This window comes from Candidatus Binatia bacterium (assembly GCA_023150935.1).
In the GTDB taxonomy this organism is placed as follows: domain Bacteria; phylum Desulfobacterota; class Binatia; order HRBIN30; family HRBIN30; genus JAKLJW01.
In genome coordinates, this window is the sequence record JAKLJW010000051.1 from 1 (window position 1) to 22,647 (window position 22,647).

General features: G+C 66.2%; 21 protein-coding genes and 1 tRNA gene. 9 read left to right on the forward strand and 13 right to left on the reverse strand.

Going from position 1 to position 22,647, the window contains the following annotated elements:
• Nucleotides 1–82: 82 nt before the first annotated feature.
• The gene (locus L6Q96_20365) at nt 83–562 is read left to right on the forward strand and encodes an amino acid transporter (protein MCK6556905.1); all 480 of its coding nucleotides are present in this window, start codon (nt 83–85) and stop codon (nt 560–562) included.
• 205 nt (nt 563–767) lie between these two features.
• Entirely contained in the window at nt 768–1,283 is a 516-nt protein-coding gene (locus tag L6Q96_20370; protein ID MCK6556906.1) for a hypothetical protein, read from the forward strand.
• A gap of 117 nt (nt 1,284–1,400) precedes the next feature.
• On the opposite strand, the gene L6Q96_20375 is transcribed toward L6Q96_20370, so the two are convergent.
• From L6Q96_20375 to L6Q96_20385, 3 genes are all read right to left on the reverse strand, one after another.
• The gene (locus tag L6Q96_20375) at nt 1,401–2,384 is read right to left on the reverse strand and encodes a hypothetical protein (protein MCK6556907.1); all 984 of its coding nucleotides are present in this window, start codon (nt 2,382–2,384) and stop codon (nt 1,401–1,403) included.
• Between the two features lie 344 nt (nt 2,385–2,728).
• Nucleotides 2,729–3,169: a PIN domain-containing protein gene (locus tag L6Q96_20380; GenBank protein ID MCK6556908.1), complete on the reverse strand. Its 441-nt coding sequence runs from the start codon at nt 3,167–3,169 to the stop codon at nt 2,729–2,731.
• Nucleotides 3,170–3,400 carry a hypothetical protein gene (locus tag L6Q96_20385; protein MCK6556909.1) on the reverse strand — a complete coding sequence of 77 codons (231 nt, stop codon included), beginning with the start codon at nt 3,398–3,400 and terminating at the stop codon, nt 3,170–3,172.
• 639 nt (nt 3,401–4,039) lie between these two features.
• Here L6Q96_20385 and L6Q96_20390 point away from each other — a divergent pair.
• Nucleotides 4,040–4,711, forward strand: coding sequence for a transposase (locus L6Q96_20390; protein MCK6556910.1), 672 nt, complete (start codon nt 4,040–4,042; stop codon nt 4,709–4,711).
• 1,241 nt (nt 4,712–5,952) lie between these two features.
• Complete coding sequence (locus tag L6Q96_20395) at nt 5,953–6,636, forward strand: hypothetical protein (protein ID MCK6556911.1); 684 nt, start codon at nt 5,953–5,955, stop codon at nt 6,634–6,636.
• 137 nt (nt 6,637–6,773) lie between these two features.
• On the opposite strand, the gene L6Q96_20400 is transcribed toward L6Q96_20395, so the two are convergent.
• From L6Q96_20400 to L6Q96_20410, 3 genes are all read right to left on the reverse strand, one after another.
• Nucleotides 6,774–6,858 (reverse strand) — tRNA-Leu (locus L6Q96_20400).
• A gap of 69 nt (nt 6,859–6,927) precedes the next feature.
• Nucleotides 6,928–8,613, reverse strand: coding sequence for a DUF1957 domain-containing protein (locus tag L6Q96_20405; protein MCK6556912.1), 1,686 nt, complete (start codon nt 8,611–8,613; stop codon nt 6,928–6,930).
• Nucleotides 8,606–10,288 carry a glycosyltransferase gene (locus tag L6Q96_20410; protein MCK6556913.1) on the reverse strand — a complete coding sequence of 561 codons (1,683 nt, stop codon included), beginning with the start codon at nt 10,286–10,288 and terminating at the stop codon, nt 8,606–8,608. Before L6Q96_20410 ends, L6Q96_20405 begins: the two co-directional genes overlap by 8 nt.
• 252 nt (nt 10,289–10,540) lie before the next feature.
• On the opposite strand from L6Q96_20410, the gene L6Q96_20415 reads away from it, so the two are divergent.
• Nucleotides 10,541–10,918: a hypothetical protein gene (locus L6Q96_20415; GenBank protein MCK6556914.1), complete on the forward strand. Its 378-nt coding sequence runs from the start codon at nt 10,541–10,543 to the stop codon at nt 10,916–10,918.
• A gap of 13 nt (nt 10,919–10,931) precedes the next feature.
• On the opposite strand, the gene L6Q96_20420 is transcribed toward L6Q96_20415, so the two are convergent.
• From L6Q96_20420 to L6Q96_20435, 4 genes are all read right to left on the reverse strand, one after another.
• The gene (locus L6Q96_20420; protein ID MCK6556915.1) at nt 10,932–12,011 is read right to left on the reverse strand and encodes a class I SAM-dependent methyltransferase; all 1,080 of its coding nucleotides are present in this window, start codon (nt 12,009–12,011) and stop codon (nt 10,932–10,934) included.
• 13 nt (nt 12,012–12,024) lie between these two features.
• Entirely contained in the window at nt 12,025–13,122 is a 1,098-nt protein-coding gene (locus L6Q96_20425) for an ATP-binding cassette domain-containing protein (protein MCK6556916.1), read from the reverse strand.
• A 92-nt stretch (nt 13,123–13,214) separates the two neighbouring features.
• Nucleotides 13,215–14,981: a hypothetical protein gene (locus L6Q96_20430; GenBank protein MCK6556917.1), complete on the reverse strand. Its 1,767-nt coding sequence runs from the start codon at nt 14,979–14,981 to the stop codon at nt 13,215–13,217.
• A gap of 187 nt (nt 14,982–15,168) precedes the next feature.
• Nucleotides 15,169–16,632, reverse strand: a complete 1,464-nt coding sequence (locus L6Q96_20435) for a glucan biosynthesis protein G (protein ID MCK6556918.1) — start codon at nt 16,630–16,632, stop codon at nt 15,169–15,171.
• A 202-nt stretch (nt 16,633–16,834) separates the two neighbouring features.
• Between L6Q96_20435 and L6Q96_20440 the strand changes: the two genes are divergently transcribed.
• The 3 genes from L6Q96_20440 to L6Q96_20450 are packed head-to-tail and all read left to right on the forward strand — an operon-like array spanning nt 16,835 to nt 19,875.
• Nucleotides 16,835–18,151, forward strand: a complete 1,317-nt coding sequence (locus L6Q96_20440) for a sugar ABC transporter substrate-binding protein (GenBank protein MCK6556919.1) — start codon at nt 16,835–16,837, stop codon at nt 18,149–18,151.
• A complete protein-coding gene (locus L6Q96_20445; protein ID MCK6556920.1) occupies nt 18,148–19,029 on the forward strand; it encodes a sugar ABC transporter permease in 882 nt (293 codons plus the stop codon). The genes L6Q96_20440 and L6Q96_20445 overlap by 4 nt, the downstream gene beginning before the upstream one ends.
• A 24-nt stretch (nt 19,030–19,053) precedes the next feature.
• On the forward strand, nt 19,054–19,875 hold the full coding sequence (locus L6Q96_20450) for a carbohydrate ABC transporter permease (GenBank protein ID MCK6556921.1): 822 nt from the start codon (nt 19,054–19,056) through the stop codon (nt 19,873–19,875).
• A gap of 15 nt (nt 19,876–19,890) precedes the next feature.
• Here the strand turns inward: L6Q96_20450 and L6Q96_20455 are convergent, their stop codons facing one another.
• From L6Q96_20455 to L6Q96_20465, 3 genes are all read right to left on the reverse strand, one after another.
• Nucleotides 19,891–20,493 carry a histidine phosphatase family protein gene (locus L6Q96_20455; GenBank protein ID MCK6556922.1) on the reverse strand — a complete coding sequence of 201 codons (603 nt, stop codon included), beginning with the start codon at nt 20,491–20,493 and terminating at the stop codon, nt 19,891–19,893.
• 243 nt (nt 20,494–20,736) lie between these two features.
• Nucleotides 20,737–21,186 (reverse strand): PIN domain-containing protein, encoded by a 450-nt coding sequence (locus L6Q96_20460; GenBank protein ID MCK6556923.1) that lies wholly within the window; start codon nt 21,184–21,186, stop codon nt 20,737–20,739.
• A 1-nt stretch (nt 21,187) separates the two neighbouring features.
• Nucleotides 21,188–21,463, reverse strand: coding sequence for a type II toxin-antitoxin system prevent-host-death family antitoxin (locus L6Q96_20465; GenBank protein ID MCK6556924.1), 276 nt, complete (start codon nt 21,461–21,463; stop codon nt 21,188–21,190).
• 304 nt (nt 21,464–21,767) lie between these two features.
• Between L6Q96_20465 and L6Q96_20470 the strand changes: the two genes are divergently transcribed.
• The gene (locus L6Q96_20470; protein ID MCK6556925.1) at nt 21,768–22,613 is read left to right on the forward strand and encodes a dockerin type I domain-containing protein; all 846 of its coding nucleotides are present in this window, start codon (nt 21,768–21,770) and stop codon (nt 22,611–22,613) included.
• The last annotated feature ends 34 nt before the right edge of the window (nt 22,614–22,647 follow it).

Genomic DNA, 22,647 nt, shown 5'->3' on the forward strand with positions numbered 1-22,647 from the left:
CTATACGACGCTACATGACGGAGCTGGTGGATGCGCCCGGCAGACGGCCTCCCCCCAATCATGGGTGTCTTCGTCTTCAATCATGGGTGTCTTCGTCTTCATGCTCGACTGGGGCTGGGGCGTCGACGCGCTGCTCGGATCCGAGACCCGCAAGCACGAGGATCTCGATCTGGTCGTCGATTTAGCAGACGTCCAGGATATCCAGGCCGCTCTTTACCCGCTCGGCTTCTCCATGCACGAGGATCACCTCCCGGTCCGCTTTGTTCTTCGGTCTCGGGCAGGAGCGCAGCTCGATTTTCACACGGTCACGTTCGACGACGAGGGTGGCGGCCTGCAACCGCAACCGAACGGGGGTGTTTTTCGCTACCCGCCGGAAGGCTTCGTGGCGGGCCGCGTCGAAGGCCGCGAGGTGCGGTGCATTGGGCCAGAGGTTCAGATTCTCTGCCACCTCGGGTACGAACCCACCACGAAGGATGCGCGTGATGTACTTGCCCTGTGTCGGGAGTTCGGTCTCGCCATTCCCACGGCGTACGCCGGGTTTGCCGGCCGGAGTGCGGGCTAACTCGGCGATGGAGCTGACCGGCCGCAGACTGTGGCATGCGGGGTCGGGTGGCCGCCGGCCGCCGCAATACGGTGGTTGACACGGCGGCGTCCGGCGGTCGAGACTGCGGGGAATGCGGCGGCCGGCAGCTCCTTGCCAAACCGTTATGGGCGGTCGAGCGCTGCAATGACCGTCGTCAGTGGCCGTAGTGCCACAGGAGCGATCGATGATCGAGTTCGCGATCCGCACGCTGCTGTCGGAATTCAGTCTTCTCATGCTCGCGGCCGCGTTCGTCTTGGCCGGGAGTCAGACCCGGCTGAGTACAAACCCGGACCGCGGGTTTGCTGACGCGCTCTTTGGCTGGCTGCTTCTGCTGTCGCTGGGTCTGCAGGGTGTGTACACCTTCGTCGTACATGTGTTCTTTCCTGCATGGGCGGCGGCACACATCGGCTGGGCGGTAAGCCCGTTCCAGTATGAAGTCGGCATTGCCGACCTGACGGTGGGCGTGCTCGGCATCGTCGGATTCTGGAGCGGCTTCAGTTTCCGACTGGCCGCCGCGATCGCGGGCATCGTGTGGTACTGGGGCGACGCGATCGGTCATGTGCGCCAGATGATCGTCGCCGACAATTACGCACCGGGCAACGCGGGCTCGTGGTTTTGGACCGACGTGATCGTGCCCGTGTTGTTGCTCCTGTGTCTGCGCGTGTTGTGGACGCGGGAACGGACCACCGATCGCGCGTGAGCGTGGGCAGCCCCGGCATGTCCGGCGCCAGCGACGGCCGGCCGGGAGACCGTTCGTTAGCCGGCATTCCGTCATAGAGGCCGTCTATGCTGGTGAAACCGCGAGGCGCAGCGCCCTTCATCCGGGCGGTGAGGGCATGGACGAACGGGCCGGACAGTACTGAACGACGTAGCCACGTTCGGAGCCCGACGAACACGCACATTGCTTGTCATCGGTCGGATACTGGTACGCATCGGGACAGTCGACCGTCACGCACTGCAGGCCCGTTACCCGCGTCCCCCGGGTGGTGTACGAGCAGGCGGAGTTGGTCGTCCAATTGACCGGCACATTGAAGAAAATGCTCGCTCCGACCGCGACGCAGTTGTTCGGATCGGCGCCGGCGCTACCGCACAGTGGCGGCGGGTCACATGGAGCGGTACCGAAGTTCGTGCTCAAGTTCACGAAGTCGTTGCCGGCGAACGCGTTGGGGCTGAACTCGAAACGCGTGCCAAACGTGCCGTCCTGCACCATACCCGGCCCGCAACAGTTGTTCTGCAGGGCACAGATGCCGCGACCGCTCAGGTTCGGATTGCAGTACGCGGCAAAGATCGCATTGGTCCCCAGCCACATCCAGCCTTCGCGTTGCACTGCGGCCGGCGTCGGCGGCGCCGGATCGAGCGCCGTCCAGTCGTCACAATCGGGGCACTGGTCGGCGGAGAGATTCGGGTACGGGATCACAAAGTACGATCCGCCGGCGTTCAGGGTGGAGATCGACACGGAGGTTTGCCCACCGTTTGCCGCCAGCGGCGGGGGCGGGGTGGGCAGCGTCGGACTCGTATAGAGCGTGAGATCGACCGGGCAGTTGTTCACGAAGGTGAGCATCCCCGGAGCGACGACTGCCGGAACCGGCTCCGGTGGAGGTGTGGCTGTCGCGACGACGGGACACGTCTTGGTCGGCGTCGGCGATGCCGGACAATCCTCGGCAACATCGCCGCTACCGCCGCAGAGAACCACCGCCGTCGGCGTCGCGGGCAATGGCGCCGCACCGTCGTCGTCGGAACCGCACGCGGCGGCCGCGCCGGCCAGAAGGATCGCGATCAACCGATACCCTGGCCGCTTCATTGGCAACTGCACCCTCATCGAGTGGCCCCTGCGACGGCGTGGACGACGTACAGAACAGCACGTGGCATACCAACGCGGTCATCGCCCCATGTTCGCAGCTCCGTGCTGGACGCCATGCGATCGACGGGCACCGGTTTACTCGACCGTCACGGAAGCGACGCGTGAGTGCCCCATCCCCAGATACCCGATCGTACTCATCCCCTGCCATCTTCCTCCGCCCTCTACACTATTTCACCGCAAGGAGAGTGTCTCACCCTCATTGGCGCAGAGGGGCGGCTGCATCACCAACCCCCCGGCACCAATCGTATCGCGTGCGAGGCCTGCGAGCGGCACGCGCCGGCTTCTCAACTGCGCAGCGGGTTGACCACCTCGATCCGCGAGAACTGCAGGAAATCGGTGTCGGTCGTGTAGATGCGCCGAACGCCGTGCTCGCGCATGAGGACCGCCGTCCGCACGTCGAAGAACAGGTTGCCGCTCGGATGAGTGATCTCGGCAAGGACCTCGGAGAGCAACTTCCAGTGAGGATCGCCGGAGTTAATGACGTGGATGTTGTCGGCGTCGATCAGCGGCTGCAGGAAAGCGATTCCCTCGCGCCACGTCAGAGGTTTGGGGAAGACCTTCGGATGCGTCGACACACGCAGGAACTCGTACAGAATTCCATCGGTAACGTACCAGGGATCGCGCGAACCGCCGACGCGGGCGAGGAAGTCGCGCGCCCGCCGGTGCTCGTCGGCGTCGGAGTTGGCGGCGTAGAGAAAGAGATTGGTGTCGATGACGCCGGGCAATCAGGAGTCCATCAGGGCTTCGAGGGCATTGCGGTCGCCGAGGTTCACGCGTGGCCGGCCCATGGAGAACGCCGGTAACTCGAAGGGCTTGCGTGCTCCACGCCGGCGCCGCTGCAACCCTTCGGAAAGCAGAGTATTCACCACTTCGGAGAGCTGCCGTCCCTCGCGTTGGGCGATCTCGCGGACGCCGTCGATGCAGGCGTCTTCCAGAACCAGCGTCGTGCGCTTCACGCGGGGAACCATATGGCGGATACATACAGGTGTCAATAATCGGCACCCATACGCCGCACGTGCCCTGTCGCGTATGAGCGGCCCGGCCGATTTTCGCGCGGCCGGTCCAGGGGGGCGGGAATGTCCTGGAACGGACGTTATGGCAAAACGGCCGTTAATACGGCATATGCGCACGGCAAGGGCTGCAAAGGTCTGACCCAGCGAGCGTTCGCGATGCTTCTCGGCCTAACCCTTGTGCGGTTTGCGGCGCAGGCAACCCTGGAAGGATGCGCTCCTTCCCGAGCGACGAAGCCGCCGTTGGGCCTGGCCGGGCGTTTCCGCACCCCACCCACCGCCGGCCACCGCAAACCACGGAAATCGTCGCGCTGCGCGCAGACCTTCGGCGCGAGTAGCGCACAGGAGCCGGGCTGCCCTCAGCCCGGTGTCTGTGTCGCGTTCACCCGGCGCGCGGAGGGCCGACGCCGGAACAGATCGCTCACCGCTACCAGGCACTGTCTTCCGCGTGGGCCGGGGGTGGGGCCGGGGTGGCACCTCCGCAAGTGCCCGAAGAGGCTTGACAATACATAATAAACAGATCTGAATTGGGGGCTTGCCGGGCCGCTTTGGGGCGCCGAATGGTGGCGTGCAGGGAGGGTGGGCATGGCGCGCGCGCATCGGATCCACGTGCCGGGGCACGTGCGGCACCTGACCCATCGGTGTCACAACCGGCGGTTCTTGCTGAAACCTGCGCGCGATCGGCACGTGTGGCGGGCGTGGCTGTCCGAAGCGCGGCGGCGCTTCGGACCGTGCGTGCTGGACTACGCGGTGACCGCCAATCACGTTCACCTCCTCGTCCGCGACCGGGGCCAAGACGAGATCCCCGCCAGCATGCAGCTCGTCCAGGGGCGTACGGGACAGGCCTACAAGCGCCGCAAGCGGCGTCGCGGCGCGTTCGGCTTGAACCAAATCGGGGTCGGAATCGGGATCGGAATCGAGGAGGACATGAGCTTCGGCCACGAGCGACTTGACGTCTACCGAGCAGCCATCGAGTACGTGGGCTGGGTACAGCGGACGACGGATCGATTCCGATGCCGATACCGATTCCGACCCCGAGGGGAACTGGTTGCCAGGGAAATGCCGAACAGGAGGCTCCGCGTGCTCGGCACCACGGGGCCGAGCGGCCAGGCGGGCAGCGTTCCGGTCCGGCGCCGGTTGGTGAGATTCGGCGTTATGGGCGAATCAGTACCATCGAGCCCGACGGCGACCGCTACGTCCTCCGCGACGGGGCCGCCGCCTATGGACGCGATTCCACCGCCGAAACTGCCGCCCTAAGCGCAGAATCCGCCCGCTGCGGAGCCCTGTTCCTTCGTTGTTTCAGTCGCTTCTTGCGAATTTCGCCATGTAGTGGCGACCAAGTCGGTTGCCAGTGGCGTTGTGGCGCAGGCACAATGCACAGTGAGGCGATGGTGTTGGGATGTACCTGCGGGCGACGCGGCGACGTAAGGACGGGAAGGTTCGCGTCTACTGGCAGCTGGTCCGCTCGGTGCGACAGGGGCGCAAGGTGCGGCAGGAAACGGTGGCGCACCTGGGAGAGCTCGATGCCGAGGGGCGTGCGAAGGCAAGAGCGCTGGCAGAGTCGATCACGGGGCGTGCGGCCAGCAACGGCAATCAAGGGGATTTGTTCACGGCCTCTGCGTTTGCGGTGGAGCCGGTTGCGGTCGATCTCAAAGGTGTGCGACTCGAACGCAGCCGATCCTTCGGGGCGGTGTGGCTGGGATGGAAGCTGTGGCAGGCACTGAAGTTCGACGAGTTGTGTGCCGAGCTGATGCCGCGCGGACGTGAGGCGGTACCGTGGGCGGACGTCGTGGCGATCCTGGTGATCGGTCGGCTGTGCGAGCCTTCCAGTGAGCTGCACGTGGCCGAGGACTGGTACCGCAGCACGGCGCTGGCGGATCTGCTGGGAGTGGAGGCCGAGCAGATCTACGACGAGCGACTCTACCGCGCCCTCGATCAGCTCTTGCCGCACAAGGGGGAGATCGAGCAGCACCTGGTGAAACGGCTGGGGGAACTGTTCGCTATCGAGTACGACCTGCTTTTGTACGACGTGACCAGCACCTACTTCGAGGGTGTCGGTGATCCGGAGAACTGCAAGCGCGGCTACCGCCGCGACCACCGGCCGGACTGCGTGCAGGTGAACGTGGCGATGGTGGTGACGCGGGAGGGGATTCCACTGGGCTACGAGGTGTTCGCGGGCAACACGGCCGACGTGGACACCGTGGAGGAGATCGTCACCGCGATGGAGCAGCGCTACGGCAAGGCGCAGCGGGTCTGGGTGATGGACCGGGGAATGGTCAGTGCCGAGCGCATCGAGTGGCTGCGGACCGGAGGGCGGCGCTACCTGATCGGGACTCCGCGCGCCGAGCTACGGCACTGGGCCAGGGAACTGGCGGACAAGAGCAACTGGCGTGAGATTCGCGAGGACGTGCAAGTGAAGATCTGTGCGGGACCCGATGGCCAGGAGAGCTTTCTGCTCTGCCGTTCGGCGGCGCGCGCGCGTGGAGAAAGAGAAGGCCATGCATCGCCGTTTCTGCGAACGCATCGAGCAGGGGCTGCACAGTATCGGCCGACGCATCGAGAAGGCAAAGCGTGCGCTGGACCGCGGTGCAATCGAGCGCCAGATCGGCCGCCTGCTCGAGCGCAACAGCCGCGCCGCGGCCGCCTACTCGATCACGCTGCTCGACGATCCCGCTCCGGCCGGCATTCGCTTGCAGTGGAGCAAGCCCGAGCAGTGGGAAGAGTGGGCGGCAGTGAGCGAGGGTACCTACATCCTGCGCACCAACGTCTCGGACTGGAGCGAGGAAGAACTCTGGCGAACCTACATCCAGCTCACCGCAGCCGAGGCCGCTTTTCGCATTCACAAGTCCGAACTCGGCATCCGCCCCATCTGGCATCACAAGGCCGATCGGATCAAAGCGCACATCTTGGTCTGCTTTCTTGCCTACGTGCTGTGGAAGACCTTGCAGAAGTGGCAGTCGAAGGCGGGGCTCGGCGACAGTCCGCGCACGATCCTCACCGAACTCTCCCGCATCCACTCTGCCGACATCGCGCTGCCGCTGGCCAACGGCAGCGGCCGCGAACTGCGAATTCGTTGTGTGGTGCGTCCCGAGACCGAACAAGCCATCCTTCTCGATCGACTCGGGCTCACCTTGCCGGAGAGACTCCAGCCGCCGAAGACCATCGACCTTCAGCAAATGTAGTGGCGACCAGAAGACCTAAGTGGTTGATTTATCGAGAGTCGCCCTCTTGAACTGTGGAAGTTGGGCTAGGTTTCAGTAACTTGCAGAGGTGCCACCCCGGAGCCAAGATCGGCGAACGGCTGAGTAGTTGATTTAAGTGCCGGGGACGGGGATCGAACCCGTACGGGGGAAACCCCCACGGGATTTTAAGTCCCGTGCGTCTGCCAATTCCGCCACCCCGGCCTGGGGGGATCTGAGGGCCCGAGGGCCTGGAGCCATGGTTGCGGCGCCGTGACCTGGAAATGTCCGGGCTTACTCGCCGACTGCGGTGCCGCCGTGGCGCGGTCTCTCCGCTCCGCCGCTCGGCCGCTCCTCGACCTTTCCACCCTTCGACTCCTCAACTCCTGCTCCACCACGATACAGCCGGTAATCCACCTCCGGAAAGATGTTGTCCATCGCCTCCAGCGCGACGAGGCGCTCCACGTCCACCTCGCCGTTCTCCAACGCGTCGGCCAAATAGCAAAACCGCGCCACGTGATCGCGGACCCGCCGCGCCGCGTACTCCGCCGCCGTCCCCGTATTAATGATGAAAGGCCAGTCGGAACTCTGCCCCAACAACAACTCCCGCATGCACTGCTGCAACACTCGATGCGTCAGCTCCGGCACCGCACCGCTCGACCCGTAGCGCTCCACCAACCCCTCCAGCCGCCGCCCACACTCGTACAACGGCGGATACAACCAGTCCGTCGCCCCGTTCAACCAGCCCTCGAAATATCCCTTGTGCCCCCAGGTCGACGTGCACGGTACCCCCGTCTGATGCACCGGATGCCGATCGAGATACGCCGACAGACCGATCAACTCCACCGTGCCCTGGTCGAACGCCGCCTTGCGAATCACGAAGTCCAGCCACTGCGGACCCTCGAACCACCAGTGCCCGAACAGCTCCGCATCGAACGGCGCCACCACCACCGGCGCCGTCTCCATTACCGCACTCAAATACTCCACGTGCGCCACCCGCTGATGCAGGAAGTCCCCGGCATGCTGTGCCGCCCGCTCCCGCGCCACCTCCGGCCGATACGGCTCCTTCCACCCCGTTGGCCCCGTGATGCGATGGTACTTGATGCCCGTGTCGACCCGCACGTCACCGGCGATGTACGGCCTGATGTAATCGAAATCGAGATCGTGCCCGATGTCGCGATAGAACTCCCGATAATCCGGATGCCCCGGGAAACCCTCGCGGGCCGACCAGACCTGCTTGGTGCTCGCCTGATCGCGCCCGAACGCCGCCACGCCGGCCGGCGTATACAGGGGCGCATACACGCCGTAGTACGGCGTCGCACTGGCGTGATCGATGCCGTGCGACTCCACGAAGAAATACCGCACCCCCTCGCGCGCCAACAGCTCGTCGACGCCCGGATAATACCCGCACTCCGGGAGCCACATCCCCTGCGGCCGCCAGCCGAACACCCTTTCGAAGTAGTCGAGGCCGGCGCCGATCTGCGCCGCCACCGCCCGCGGCTGCGCCGCAAACAACGGCATCAACATGTGCGTCGCCGTCGTCGTCACCAGCTCGATCAAACCCGCCTCGTGAAAGCGCTTGAACGCCGCCGCCAGTCGCCCGCCGTACCGGTCGACGAACACCGCCTTCGTGCGCCCGAAAAACTCCCGGTAAAACCCGGCAAGATAATGGAAATGACCGTCGTTGCGCGTCCGCTCCAGTTCCTTCTCGCTGAGCTCGATGCACCGCGCCAGGTGCGCCGCGTAACGCTCCTGCAGCAACGCGTCCTCCAACATCGCCAGTAGACTCGGCGAAATCGACACCGTGAGCTGCGCCCGCACTCCCTCGGCGCATAAACGTTCCAACACCTCCACCAACGGCACGTACGTCTCGCCGATCGCCTCGAACAACCACCGCTCCTCTAGAAACGAGTCGTATTCCGGATGGCGCACGTACGGCAGATGGGCGTGCAGAACGAAGGCGAGATATCCCTTAGACACGAACCGCCCCCTCCAGCCGGTGCAGCAGGATCTCGTAGAGCAGATAGTGCTGCGCCGTCACGCTCTCCAGCGACGGCGCCTCGGTCGCACGCTTCTTCGCCGTCAGGCGCCGCATGCTGGCTTGCAGCGGGTTGGCCAGCAGCTCCTGCACACCCCAGACGATCGAGCCCGGGTTGTCGTAGGTAACCAGACCGTTCTGCCCGTGCACCACGCACCGGATACCCGCCTGGTGCGTGGTCAATACGGGCCGCCCACTGTCGATTGCCGCCTGCGCCACCGCCGCGTCCTGCCAGGTCCGCGCCGGAATGACCACGAAGTCGCACGCGTGCAGCAGCGCGTCGAACATCCCCTGGGTCACGTCCCCGAAGAAACGGCAGCGATAACCGAGCCCCACATGCCAGGCTCGCGCCTCGAGCTCGCCCCGCAGCGGTCCGTCGCCGGCAAACGCGAACTGCACCGTACCGTGCGAGCGGCACACGATCGTCGCCGCCTCCATGAGGAGGTCCGCCCCGGCCGCGTGCGACACTTCTGCCGCAAACAACACCAGCGGCGCCTGCGGATTGAGCTGGAAGTTCCGCTTCACCTCGCCGGGGTCGCCCTGCCGCCCCGCATCGCCCGCATCGACGATGTCCGGAATTACCACGACACGTTCCCCCGCGGCGCCGAACAGACTCAGCACTTGCTGGCGCGTCGCCGAGTGCGGCACGACAACCACCTCGGCGCCGTGCACCGCCGCCCGCTCACGATCGACGATCGCCGCCGCCAGCGGATGCGACAGGTTGCCCTGCGCGCGTTCGTGCTCGGTGGAGTGCAACGACAGGATCAACGGCAACCGCAACGCCTCCGCGGCGGCCAGCCCGACGCCCGCCGAGTACCAGTCGTGCGCGTGGAGCAACTCGAACGGCCGCTCCCGGTGCGCCGCCAGCAGCGCGGCGTATATCGGCCTCGCCGCCGCGTCCAACGTCGCCAGCGGATCGTCGGCGTCGTGAGCCTGCACGCCCGCGGGCGGCGTCGCAAACTGCGTCACCTCGCCGCCGAACCGGCGCAGACGCTCGGCAAGCTGGGTGGTCAGAACACGCAACGGGCTGTCCGCCTCGGCCCACGGATCTACGAACAGCATCGCCACCGACACCGATCCGCGCGGCGCGATGCCGGCCAGCTCGCGGTTCAGCCTCTCGTAGGCGGGAGCGTCGAAGATGTTCTCGACCGGAAAGACTCGTTTGAAACCGCCGCTGACAAACAGGCCTTCAAGCTGGAAGTTGCCGGCCGCGCGGTCGCGGTCGAAGAATACCGTGGCCGAGCGCACCGCCGCACGAAAAGCGCCGTCGCCGCACCTGATGCCGATCTCGGCCAGCCGGTGGCGACCCGGTTCGTCGACGCCGAAGTAGTAGCTGCCGCTCAGGCCGCCGACATCGATATCGAAGAAACGGTGTGCGTTGTAGCCGTCGAACACGACGTCGGTGACGTCGTAAAAGCGAATCGCCAGCGGCGCGCGCCGGCCGGCCTCTCCCGCCGCAGCCCGCAGACGATCCAGCGATTCCTGTCGCAGGTGCCAGTGCACGTGCCCAAGGCGCGGGTGCACCATGTTCAACACCAGCGTGTCGGTGGCGCAGGGGATCGGATAATTCTGCCCGATCTCCCAGGCGATTTCGCGCAGCCGTTCTTGGGTCAACATTGTCGCGGGTCCTGTGCCGAACGGGCCTCGGCTCTCGCTACGCCCCGGCCCTGTCGCAGTCAACCGCCCGCCACCCCGCCGGGTCAAGCGACACCCGCTCCTTGCACCACCGCGAGCCCCTTGCAGCGATGCGTCTCAAAACGGCCTTCCACGACCCACAAGAAGACCCACCGGACGCCCGGAGCAAAGGCAAAAAGCAGGATGGACTTATGGCACGACCCGTGCTTCATATGACCTTCGGCAGGAGACCTCATGATGAAACCAGTGAAAGTCCGGCGTGTCTTGTTGAAGTTGATCGTGTCGTTGCCGATCAGCCTCGGGGCGATCGGCGGGGTGGCGGCGGCGCTCGAGGACGCTCCGCAGATGACCGAGGCCGCGCAGGAAGTAATCGCGCGAGCGGCGGCCCCGATTACGCATTACCGTCAGTGGACTGGGCCGTCCAAGGAGGTAACGAACTCCGACCTCGGGACGGCGGTTACCACTTCCCGCGACGTTCCGGATCTGGGAACGATGCTCCTGCTCGGGTCGGGTCTGTTCGGAATCGGCGTGCTGCGCATGCGACGTCAACTGCCGCGCGAAACCGGCGATGAAGACGGAGAGGTGAGCAAGGGCGGGGTGCTTCGGATCTAAGGTTTGCACCGGCTCACGGGCGGACTTCGTAGTAAGCGCTCACCGGATTTTCGAAGTCGTGACGTTTGAAGCGCGTAAAGCCGGCGGCTGCAGTCATCTCTCTTGCCACCGGCTCGCTGAACCCTAACGTGCCGAGTCCGGCGCCTTCGGGATGCGACAGCGCCGATGACATGCAACTGAGCACCGAAAATCCGTACATCATGGCGGCCATCGGGTTCTCGCGCAGGTTCTCCTCGAAGGTGGGTTTGGCGTTGATGTCGGCGATGAGCCAGGTGCCGTCGGGCTTCAACGCTCGTCGCACCGCCCGCATGACGTCGAGCGGGTGCGTCATGTCGTGAATGCAGTCGAAGGCCGTGACGAAGTCGAAGCCGGCGTCCTCGGGCAACGGGTCGGCGGTCGGATCGTGGAAGCTGACGTTGTCCAGGGCGGCGGCGCGGGCGTCCGCCTCCGCGTGTGTCAGGGCGTGCTTCGAGATGTCGTAACCGAAAAAACGCGAGGCCGGAAAGGCCTTCGCCATCTCGATCAGGGCAACTCCCGTACCGCAGCCGATGTCCGCGACCCTGGCGCCCGCGGCGAGCTTGCCGACCACGCCGTCGAGTTGCGGCAAGGCAATGGGCACCAGAATGGTGCGGAACCACGGCGCCAGCATCCCCTCCACGCCGCGCGCACCTTCGTGACCGAGCGCGTCGTACGGCAGGCCGATCCCGGTTTCAAACGACTCGAGTAACCGCTCGAGCACTCCCATCTGACTGGGTAGCGCCGCGAAGGCGCCGGCCGCGAAAGCGGGGCTCTCCTCGTTGGCGAGCACCAGCCCCCCAATCGGCGACATCGAGAAGCGTTCCTCTCCCACGTAATCGAGAAGCCCCGCGGCCGCCTGTCCGCGGAGCCACTCGCGAACCCAGCGCTCGTGCAGATTCGTCTTCTGCGCCAGCTCCACGCTGCTCATCGGCCCGGCATCCTGCATCGCCCGGTACAGGCCGAGATGATGTCCGAGATAGATCATCCCGGACATCACCAGTCCGCTCATCTGATCGAAGACGAGTTTGATGAAGCGGCGGATCTGCGCCGGGAAGTCGTTCGGGTCGGAAGGCATGAATGGTCCTCCTTCAGCCGGCAGTTACGGCCTGGCCTTCACGGTCGAAGAGATGCACGGCGGAGGGGGGTACGTCCAGCCCGATGCGGCCGCCGGGGTGAAGATCGTGCGTACCCGCGAGACGCACCACCAGACGGGGGCCTTCCGCGTCGGTCCCAACCCCAACATGGGCGAGGGTCTCGTGACCGAGGTATTCGACGTAGGCGACGCGCCCCCACAACGACGGGCGGTCGCCCGCATGGAGCCGGAACGACTCGGGTCGGATGCCGGCCGTGGTCACGGTCCGGTCCCGCTCCGGACGGACTTCCCGCGCCAGGTCTATGCACTGATCGCCGACACGGAGGCGCAACTCTCCGACCGCACCGGGCATCAGAACCGTCGGAAATAGGTTCATGGACGGATTGCCGATGAAGCCCGCAACGAAGGTGTTGGCCGGGCGTTCGTAGAGGTCGCGCGGACCGGCAACCTGCTGCAAACGGCCGTGGTTCATGACTGCAACTCGATGCCCGAGAGTCATCGCTTCGACCTGATCGTGAGTAACGTACACCATCGTCGTGTCGGTACGACGCTGCAGATCTGCAATCTCGGCGCGCACCTGGATGCGCAGCCTGGCGTCGAGGTTCGACAGCGGCTCGTCGAGCAGCGATACGGCGGGATGGCGCACGAGAGCCCGGCCCATGGCTACCCGCTGCCGCTGACCGCCGGAGAGCTCGCGCGGCAGGCGGTCGAGCAGAGCGCCGATGCCGAGAATCTCGGCAACCGCATCGACCTGACGGCCGATCTCCGTCGCCGACAGGCGCCGCATGCGCAGCGGGAACTCCAGATTGCGGCGCACAGACAGGAACGGGTAAAGAGCGTAATCCTGGAACACCATCGCCACGTTACGCTGCTGCGGCGTGAGGTCGTTGACGATGCGACCGCCAATACGCAGCGTTCCCGACGTCACTGCATCGAGGCCGGCCAGCAACCGCAGCAGCGTCGTCTTGCCGCAACCTGACGGACCGACGAACACCATTAACTCGCCGTCGGCGACCTGCAGGGAGCAGTCGCACACGGCGACGGTGCCGTTCGGATAGACCTTCTCGACGTTTTCGAATGCGACGCTGGCCACCGCCCCGACACTACGCAAAAGCGGCCGCCCGTGGCAACGCGGAACCGGCGGTCCGCCTCGCCTCCCTGACCGCGCAGCCGCGCAACCTCCGCTTACCTTACCCGCGCCCCGGACGAGCCCGGCTCTTCGGGCGCGACGGTGCCGTCGGTGCCGGCGGCGGCGCACATGATCGGCAGCGGATCGCGGTCGGGGAAGAAGTCCTCGGCGGCCAGCATCGGGATGACGTTCTGCACGATTCGATCGGCCGCGAAGTATCTCTGAATCGCCTGCTCGCCGAGGTGGTTGACCAGCGATAGAAACAGCATTGCCTGATCGAGCGTAAGATACTTGTAGGCAACCGTACCGCGCCGCGGGTCGATGGCGTCGTAGAAACCGTATTCGCCGTAGGCGTCGAAGCGTTCGGTCATCGTACGCAGATTGGCTACGGCGGCCTCCGGAACGACCGCGAGCGCCAGCGCGGCGGCATGCGGGCTGACCGGCCCGGGGTCGTAACCGCGCGAACCGAGGATGCGGGCGCCGAATTCGCCGTAGCCCGTCCCGTCCACCGCCGCGCTCGGCGACAGTCCCCAGACCGGATACCCAAGCTGGTCCTGGGCATACTGCTGTTGCACCAGCGCGTGGATGACGCCGTTGACCCCCAGACTGCGGCGGGCATAGCGCAACTCGTCGAGAACGAGCACCGGCATGAGCGCCTCGAACATGCTGCCACCCCACGAGGGCACATAGCGGTAGCCGCCCCAGATGTAGGCTCCCGCCACCACCGGAACCCCGTCGTGTTCGACGGTGTGCACGTCCTGCGGTTGGAGCGTCTGCCAGCCGCACGACGTGGGAAAAGTACGCAGCATCCGGTACCAACTGGCCGCCGGAACGTCGCCCTTACCGATGGCGATCGACACGCCGAGACGCGCCTCCGTATACAGGACTCCGTAATGGAATCCGGCGCGGCCTCCGGTCGTCAGCGAGTAACCGTGCGACACGAGTTGGGTGTCTTCATCGTACAAGAAGCCATAGTTCGAGGCGGCAATCAGACGCGAGGCGTGGTCGGCAATCTCCGGAAAGGCATTGCGCGCGACGATCAGACCCGCGGTGAGCCACGTCGAGTCCACGAACGAAACGAAGTTGCTGGTGCGCTCGAGCGACGTCGTGTCGTAGAAATTGAAGAAGAACCCCTCGTGCGTCGGCAGCCGATCGAGGGTTGCGAAAACTCGTTGCAGACGTTCCAGGGCTTCGAGGCGAGTCACGAACCCGAGGTCGGCCGCACCGATCACGGCCATCACGTAGAGCCCGATGTTCGTCGGACTGGTGTAATCGCCGATCCAGGCGGTTTCCACGGCGGTGCCGGTCGGCCCGAACGCGACGTGATCGATCGGCAGACCGTTCTCGCGGTCCGTGAAGGCGTCGAGGCCGCGCCAGGTGTCGCGTGCCAGACGGACGAGAAAATCGCGATCGCCGGCGGGCATCGTGGCGCGGTCGACAAGCAGCTGCTGCGGCCATTCCCGCAGGCGGTCGCGCAGGAAGGGACGGGCAGTATCGAGCCCGCCGTGCGCGGTGTTCCAGGCCTCCTTGAGTGGGGTCAGGCTCTGCTCCCATGGGGTCGAACCCGGTCCGTGCGGCGGCGCGCCGAACACCGACGGTGCACAGGCCTCCAGCCTGGTGCTCGTCAGCCGGGCCGGTGACGGAGTGATCCGAGGCGCGCCGGTCAACCAGTCCCAATCGAGGCCAGCCGCGGCGCTGCGAGGACCGAGCCCGGCGGTGAGACCACTGGTCGAGGCGTCCGGGAACCAGGTGGCCGGCAGGGTGGATGCACAGAAGCTGAGCAGCAGCCACCCGAGGTATTGCACTGAGCGGGGAATCGACACCGCGTTGAAAACCCTCTGCACTCTATACTGCCGGCGCCGCTTCGGCCGCCCGCCTTATACTTATTTATCGGGTCCGCAACGGCCGAAGTCAATTTCGTTCTTAACCTCGATCCCGGTCGGTCGAGCGCGGTCGTGTCCGGCCGCCGCCCCCCCCTTTACCGGCCGGTATTGGTGTTACCGCGCGCCCTCACTGCGGTTGCAGCGTGTACGACCAGGTTTCGGTGAGGGTCGAGTCGCCCTTGTCGAGAAAGGCGCGAAGTTCGATCGGCTCCTTGCGTTTCGGTCGTACCTGGAATGTCAGTCGCCATTCTCCGGTGCCCGGCTTCTTCACCACGTGCTGGTCGAGCAGCTCGGCGCTTTCTTCCCCGGAGGCGATGGTGATCACACCCCGCAGTACGGTCGTGTCGGGCAGCGCCGCAAGCGACTTACCGGCGAAGTCGACGACGAAACGGTAGGCGTTTTCCTTGTTGCCCCGGTCACGCCGCGTGGCCACGACACGGCCGCCGGGCGAACGGGTGGAGTCGTCGCCGTACCAGTACACCGTGTACGAGATTGCCGCGCGCTCTCCCGGCTTCGGCGGCGCGTCCGCGACCCAGTAGGCGACGATGTTGTCGTTGGTGTCGCCCTTGGTCGGAATCTCGACGAGTTCCACCCGGCCTTTGCCCCAGTCGCCGCTGGGAGCCACCCACGCGCTCGGCCGCCGTTCTCGCCGGGTCTCGAGGTCCTGGTAACTGTCCAAATCGCGGTCCCGCTGAACGATGCCGAAGCCCTTCGGGTTCGGCATGCGAAAGCCGGTAACCTGCAGCAGCTTCGGATTGTCCAGCGGGCGCCACAGCCACTCCCCGGTGGCCAGGTTGAGCAGAAGGCCGTCGGAATCGTGCACCTCGGGCCGGAAGTCCTCGACCGGCCGGCCGGTATTCTCGCCGTAAAAGAACATCGATGTGAGGGGTGCGAAACCGATCTTTTGCACCTCCCGGCGCAGGAACAGCCGCGCCTCTACCGCCACCGCAGTCTGCGCACCGGGGATGATCGCGAAGCGGTACGCACCGGTCAGGCTGGGGCTGTCGAGCAGGGCGTATACAACCAGCTCTTTCGACTTCGCCGCCGGCGTCATCAGCCAGAACTCGCGGAAGCTCGGGAACTCCTCGCCGCTGGGCAGCGCCGTATCGACCGCGAGCGCCCGCGCGGACAGACCGAACACCTGGTCCTTGCCCACGGCACGAAAGTAACTGGCGCCGAGAAAGACGATGACCTCGTCATGGTAATTCGGCTTCTTGATCGGCGCGTGGATGCGGAACCCCGCGAAACCGATGCGTTGCGGCACCTTGCTGGCGAAGTCGTTGCGGCCGTAATCGAACAGGCTCGGCGAGAACTCGACCGGGCGGACGGTGGAGCCGTCGACGACGTTGATGGCAACGGCGCGGTCGTAGTACAGCCCCGGATGGAAGAACTGCACCTGGAAAGGCAGCTTCTTGCCGCGCCACAACGCCTCGTCAGGTCGAAAACGGATGTCGCGCCACTGGTCGTAGCTGATGTTGCGCAGCCACTCGGGAACTTCGTCGCGCGGCGGCTCGTACTCCTGTCCCGCCAGTTGCTGGGCGCGGGCGATGACGTCGTTGAGATCGAACGCCACCGCACTACCGGTTGCCACCACGGTGCATAAGATGCCAAGGAGCAGCGTGGCCGTCCGCCGCCGAAGACGGCCACGACGACACCAGCGTGCATAACTCGCAGGAACCGAACCGAACATGCCCCCCTTGTCGTCCACGCGAGTGAGCCGGTCAAGGGCGGGCGGACAGTGTCGAAAGCAAAGCCGCCGCATTGCAAGGTCGAGACGGGCAGGGCCAATCTGGATGACGACGACCGGGCCCTCGGATTACCGGCGGCGGGTGCGAAGCAGCCTGCGACGAGCGCTCCTGGCCGTATTGCTCCTCGCCGGTTGTCGGCCGGCCCCGGTGCAGCAGACCGTCGTCGAGATGTGGGCCATGGGTCGCGAGGGCGAGCTCGTTCAGCAGCTCCTGCGCGATTTTCCGCACCGCGAGCCGGGCATCCGCGTCAAGGTGCAACAGGTTCCGTGGAGTGCGGCGCACGAGAAACTGCTGACAGCTTTCGTCGGCGGGTCGACGCCGGACGTGGTGCAGGTCGGCACGACCTGGATTCCGGAGCTGGTCGCGCTGGGGGCGCTCGAACCTCTCGACGCGCGACTTGCGGCATCGACGAGGCTGCCGGCGGACGATTTCTTCGCCGGCATTGCCGACACCAACGTCATTGACGGCGTGACTTACGGAGTGCCGTGGTACGTCGACACGCGGCTCTGGTTCTACCGCCACGACGTGTTCGCGACGGCGGGCATCGCGGAGATGCCGCGGACGTGGGACGCATGGGACACGGCAATGCAGCAGGTCGCGGCGCAGGTCGGCGACGGCCGCTTCGCCCTGCTCCTGCCGCTCGCCGAATGGCAGCCGCTGGTGATTCTCGCGCTGCAATACGGGGCCACGCTGCTGCGCGACGACGACCGCTACGGCGACTTCCGCAGCCCGCCGTTCCGGGCCGCCTTCGCGCGTTATCTGGCGCTGTTCCGCGACGGCCTGGCACCGGCAACCGGCGCCGCCCAGATCGCCAATCTCTATCAGGACTTCGCCGACGGGTTCTTCGCGTCGTTCCTGAGTGGGCCGTGGAACATCGAGGCGCTGAACCGGCGCCTTCCGCCGGCGGCGCGGGGGACGTGGGCGACGGCGCCGCTGCCGAGCGTCGACGCGGTCTGGCCGGGCGTCTCGCTGGCCGGGGGGGCCAGTCTTTCCGTACTGCGGACGTCCCCGCGGCAGGAGGCGGCGTGGCGCGTGATCGAGTACCTGTGCGAACCGGAGCGGCAACTCGCCTTCTACAGACTGGGCGGCGACCTGCCGTCGCGGCGCAGCGCCTGGGCCGCGGGGGCGCTGGCGTCCAACCCGCCCACGGCGGCCTTCTGGCAGCAGCTTCAGCGCGTGCGTTCGACGCCGAAGGTACCGGAATGGGAACGGGTGGCGGGTAAGATCACCCAGTACGCCGAAGCGGCGGTGCGGGGCGACCTCGATCCGGAGACGGCGCTCGTGCGTCTCGACGCCGACGTCGACGCGATTCTCGAGAAACGCCGCTGGCTCATGCGCCGCGCCGCGGAGATGGGCCCGTGAGCGCCCGCCGACTGCCGCGAGTCAGCCCGGCGTGGGCCTTTCTGGCCCCACCGCTGCTGCCCATCGCGGCGTTCTTTGTACTGCCCGTAGCCGCGTCGGTGCTGCTCAGTTTGACCGACTTCGACATCTACGCGATCGCCGACCGCACCAACTTGCGATGCGCGGGGTCAGGCAATTACCGCCGCCTTCTCGGCGACCCGTTGTTCTGGACGGCTTTGCGGAACACGGCGCTGTTCGTGGTGCTGGCGGGGCCGCTGTCGGTCGCCCTGTCGCTGGGCGCGGCGTTGCTGGTGTCGGCTCCGGCCGTACGGTTGCAGCCGCTGTTCCGCACGATCTTCTTTCTGCCCGTGGTAACGACGCTGGTCGCCGTCGCGGTGGTGTGGCGCTACCTCTATCACCCGCGCGTCGGCTTGCTGAACTACGGCCTCGGGCTCATCGGACTCGGCCCCGTCGATTGGCTCGGCGACCCGCGCTGGGCGATGCCGGCGATCGTCGTGCTCGCGGTGTGGAAGAACTTCGGGTTCAACATGGTGATCTTCATGGCCGGGCTGCAGAGTATCCCCGAACGGTTGTACGAGGCGGCGCGCATCGACGGCGCGGGAACGTGGCAGCAGTTCCGGCAGGTGACACTGCCGATGCTTATGCCGACGCTCGTGTTCGTCGGCATCATGACCCTGATCGGCCAGCTCCAGTTGTTCGCCGAACCTTACGTGATGACGCAAGGCGGGCCGGCGCACAGCACGCTCAGCGTCGTGCTGCTCATGTACCAGGAGGGCTTTCGCTGGTGGAACATGGGTTATGCGGCGGCCGTAGCCGTGGTCCTGTTCCTGATCATCCTCGGCCTGACGGCCGTGGCGACGCGGATGCGGAGATCCTGAGGCGCGCAAGGTCGGAGCGATCCCATGGGCCGAATCGTATACCCGATGGCGATTTACGCGGCGCTGGCGCTGCTCACGCTGGCAACCCTCCTGCCGTTCGCATGGATGGTGTCGGCTTCGTTCATGCCCACCGGCGAGGCCACCGCGCTACCGCCGCGTCTGCTGCCGAGTACGCCGACAGTGGCGCACTACGTGGCTCTGTTCACGCGCCTCGATCTGGGACGCGCGGCCGGCAACAGCGCCCTGCTGGCGGCGGCAATCACGCTCATCTCGCTGCTGCTCAACTCGATGGGCGGCTACGCGTTCGCGAAGTTCCGGTTCCGGGGCCGCGACCGTCTCTTTCGGATACTGCTGGCCGCGCTGATCGTTCCGTCCCAGGTATCGATGCTGCCGTTGTTTCTGATGCTGAAGCAACTGGGCCTGGTAAACACTTACTGGGGGGTCATTGTGCCCGGCCTGTCGAGCATCTTCGGGATGTTCCTCGTGCGCCAGTACGCGCAGTCGATTCCGGACAGCCTGCTCGACGCGGCGCGCATAGACGGCGCCGGCGAATTCCGCATCTACTGGTCACTTATCCTGCCGGCATGCAGGCCGGTACTGGTGACCCTCGCTCTGTTCACCTTCATGGGCACCTGGAACGACTTTCTCTGGCCGCTCGTCGTTCTGACCGACGACACGATGTACACGCTGCCGGTAGCGCTGGCGAATCTCCTCGGCGAGCACGTGCAGGACACCGAGCTGATGATGGCGGGAGCCGTACTGACGGTCACGCCGGTGATCGTGCTCTTCATCGCCCTGCAGCGGTACTACATCGCCGGCATCCTGAGCGGCGGGGTGAAGGAGTAGCCGGACGCGGGCGGATCAGAGGTTACCGGCGGGCGGGCCGGCCTCGTTCCACAGCCGCACCGCCGGCTCGTCGCGGTTGTGTTCGTAGCCGAGAACCGACAGGGCGGCGGCGTTGAGCAGGAAATAGCGGCCGTAATCCGGTGGCAGACCGAGCCAGCGCGTGACCAGCACGCGCAAGAAGTGGCCATGGGCGAACAGGGCGGCGTCGCCGCCGGCCCGGCGCACCTTCGCTACGATGCGGTCGGCTCTGGCCCCCACTTCCGCGGCGGTTTCGCCGTTCGGACAACCGTCACGAAAGAGATTCCATTCCGGCCGCTCGGCGTGAATGTCGACGGAGCGGCGGCCTTCGTAGTCTCCGTAGTTCCATTCCATCAAGTCGGGATCGGGGACGGCGTGTGCGCCGAAGCCGGCGAGTTCGCACGTCCGTTGCGCCCGCTGGAGCGGGCTCGTCAGCACCAGAGCGAACGCCCTGCCGCGCAGCCGCGCGCCGAGGCGACGCGCTTCTTCCTCACCCGTGGCCGTCAAGCCGATGTCGGTCCGTCCCGTGTGCTGTCCGGTGGCGGTCCACGCCGTGTCGCCGTGGCGCGCCAGGTACACCTGCTGTAAAGCACCGTTCATTTCGCTCCCTCCTGCCGTGGGCTGGCACGGCGACTCCGGTGCAGCCATGCCGGGCGCACGGCGCACGGACAATCTCCGTGCCGGCGGGTGGCCGTCCTTCGTCACCCGCTTACCGGCATCAGCCGTCCAGCCACATACTCACCCAGAAGCGGCCACAAGTCCGGCGACCAGAGCTACGCCCACAAACATTTCGTCGGCTCCGCCGATAATCGTCGACGGAGACCCACACTGGATGCCGGTGCATCACCGCCGTCTGATTACGGCGGACTCGTCCGCGGGGGTCGCCGTAAACCCCTCACGACCAGCGGCATCCCGCAGACGGCTGTCGAGACAGACGAACTCATGCCCCGCCGGCTGGTCCCCCACTGCAATCAGCGCCGCCGCCAACTGCAACGCGTCCGCCGCACGGAGACGGTGGGTAGCCAGGAGCCGGAGGGCGCGTTCGCGCACCGGCCCCAGTGCGGCGACTTCGGTCCACGAGTGCGCCAGGAGCGCGAGATTCGCCAGGGCGGCCGAGCGGTCTTCGCTCGTGAGCGCGCCGTCCGTGGCCCGGCGCTCGATCGCCGACGTGATTTCGACCGAGCTGAGGCACCACGTGACCAGCGACGTCCCTGACGCCATGGATCGCAGCACGGCACTGCTCGGCTCTTCCACACACAGCGGCACGAGCGCAGAGGCGTCCCAGTACCGCATCTCAGAATCGGTCCTCTCGCTCCTCCACGAGCGCGCCGGCGACCGATTTCTTCGGGCGCGGCAGCGCCCGCTTGAAGAAGCTACGTGGCAGCTCCGCCACCGGCAAACGCACCAGCCCCGCCGCGGCAAGGGCGCGCAGCTCGTCATCCGCCGACCGCACCGGCATGAGCTGCGCCACGGGGCGCCCTCGATCCACAACCACGACCGGCTCACCTCGCGCCACGACGCGAAGGTAGTGACTCAACCGATTCTTGACGTCGGTGACCGAAGCCTGCATGTGGCTAATCTAGCCCGCTACCTCGAGCCAGACAAGCCTTCGACTCGTCTGGCCAACGAACACTGGCCGCCACTACGCGTGGTTCGCTTACCGGCCGGCTCAGACTCGCAATAAATCGGCGCCCGGGGAAGAACGGATACTGGCAACCCTTGTTCCCTGCCGGCGAGAGTTCCTCGGACCGTGGGAAGACGTTTCCCGATCCGATTTTCCGTAACCGGCGACTTACTAGTTAATGGCATCGGTGCACAGATCTCGCCCGCGGCTGTCGGGGGCCCGCGCGTGTCGCAGACGGCTCCTTGGCCCCGTGCTTATCGTCGGCCTCGCGCTCGGCGCCGTACTCGGCGAGCCCGACCTCGATCGTGCCTTCGCTCAAAGCGGCGGGCCGTACCGCATCTCCAGAGCGACGATCGCCGGCGGCGGCGTCACTTTCGGCAGCGGGGGAACCCACCGTCTGGGTGGAACCGCCGCGCAACCCCATGCCGGGGTCTTCGCCGGCGACAACGTGGCCCTTACCGGCGGCTTCTGGATCGCCGACGGGGCTGCACCCCCGGGCAGCTCTGTCAGCGGAAGCGTTCGATACTACAACGCAGACCGCGCCGTTCCGGGCGTGACGGTCAGTTTGTCCGGCGCCACTGCGGTGTCGGCATCCACCGACAGCGCCGGCACGTACGCCGCGACGGGCCTCGACAGCGGCTCCTGGGAAGCCCGCCCCGTCAAAATCGGCGATCGCCGTCAGGGCGTAAGCGCACTCGACGCCAGCTATGTCTTGCAGTCTGTCGTCGGCCTCCGCAGCCTGTCAGCGGCGCAATCCCTCGCCTGCGACGTTACGGGCAACGGCTCCATTAGCGCTCTGGACGCAGCGCGCATAATGCAGCTGGTCGTCGGTGTCATTTCGACGTTCCCCGCGAGCACCATGTGCGGGAGCGACTGGCTGTTCACGCCGGACCCCGCTGCCCCGGGCGCCCCACAGCTCACGTTTCCGCAACTCGCCGGCGGGACGTGCCAAAACGGCGCCTTCGCCTACGAACCGCTCGACACCGCCCTGACCGGCCAGGATTTCACCGCGATCCTGCTCGGCGACTGCACGGGCAACTGGACGCCTGCTGCCGCCGGAACCGGACGGAGCAGCCCCGGCGAGGAAGGCCCATGACCGCTGGCCGCAATCCGCTCCCAGGTTCCGACCC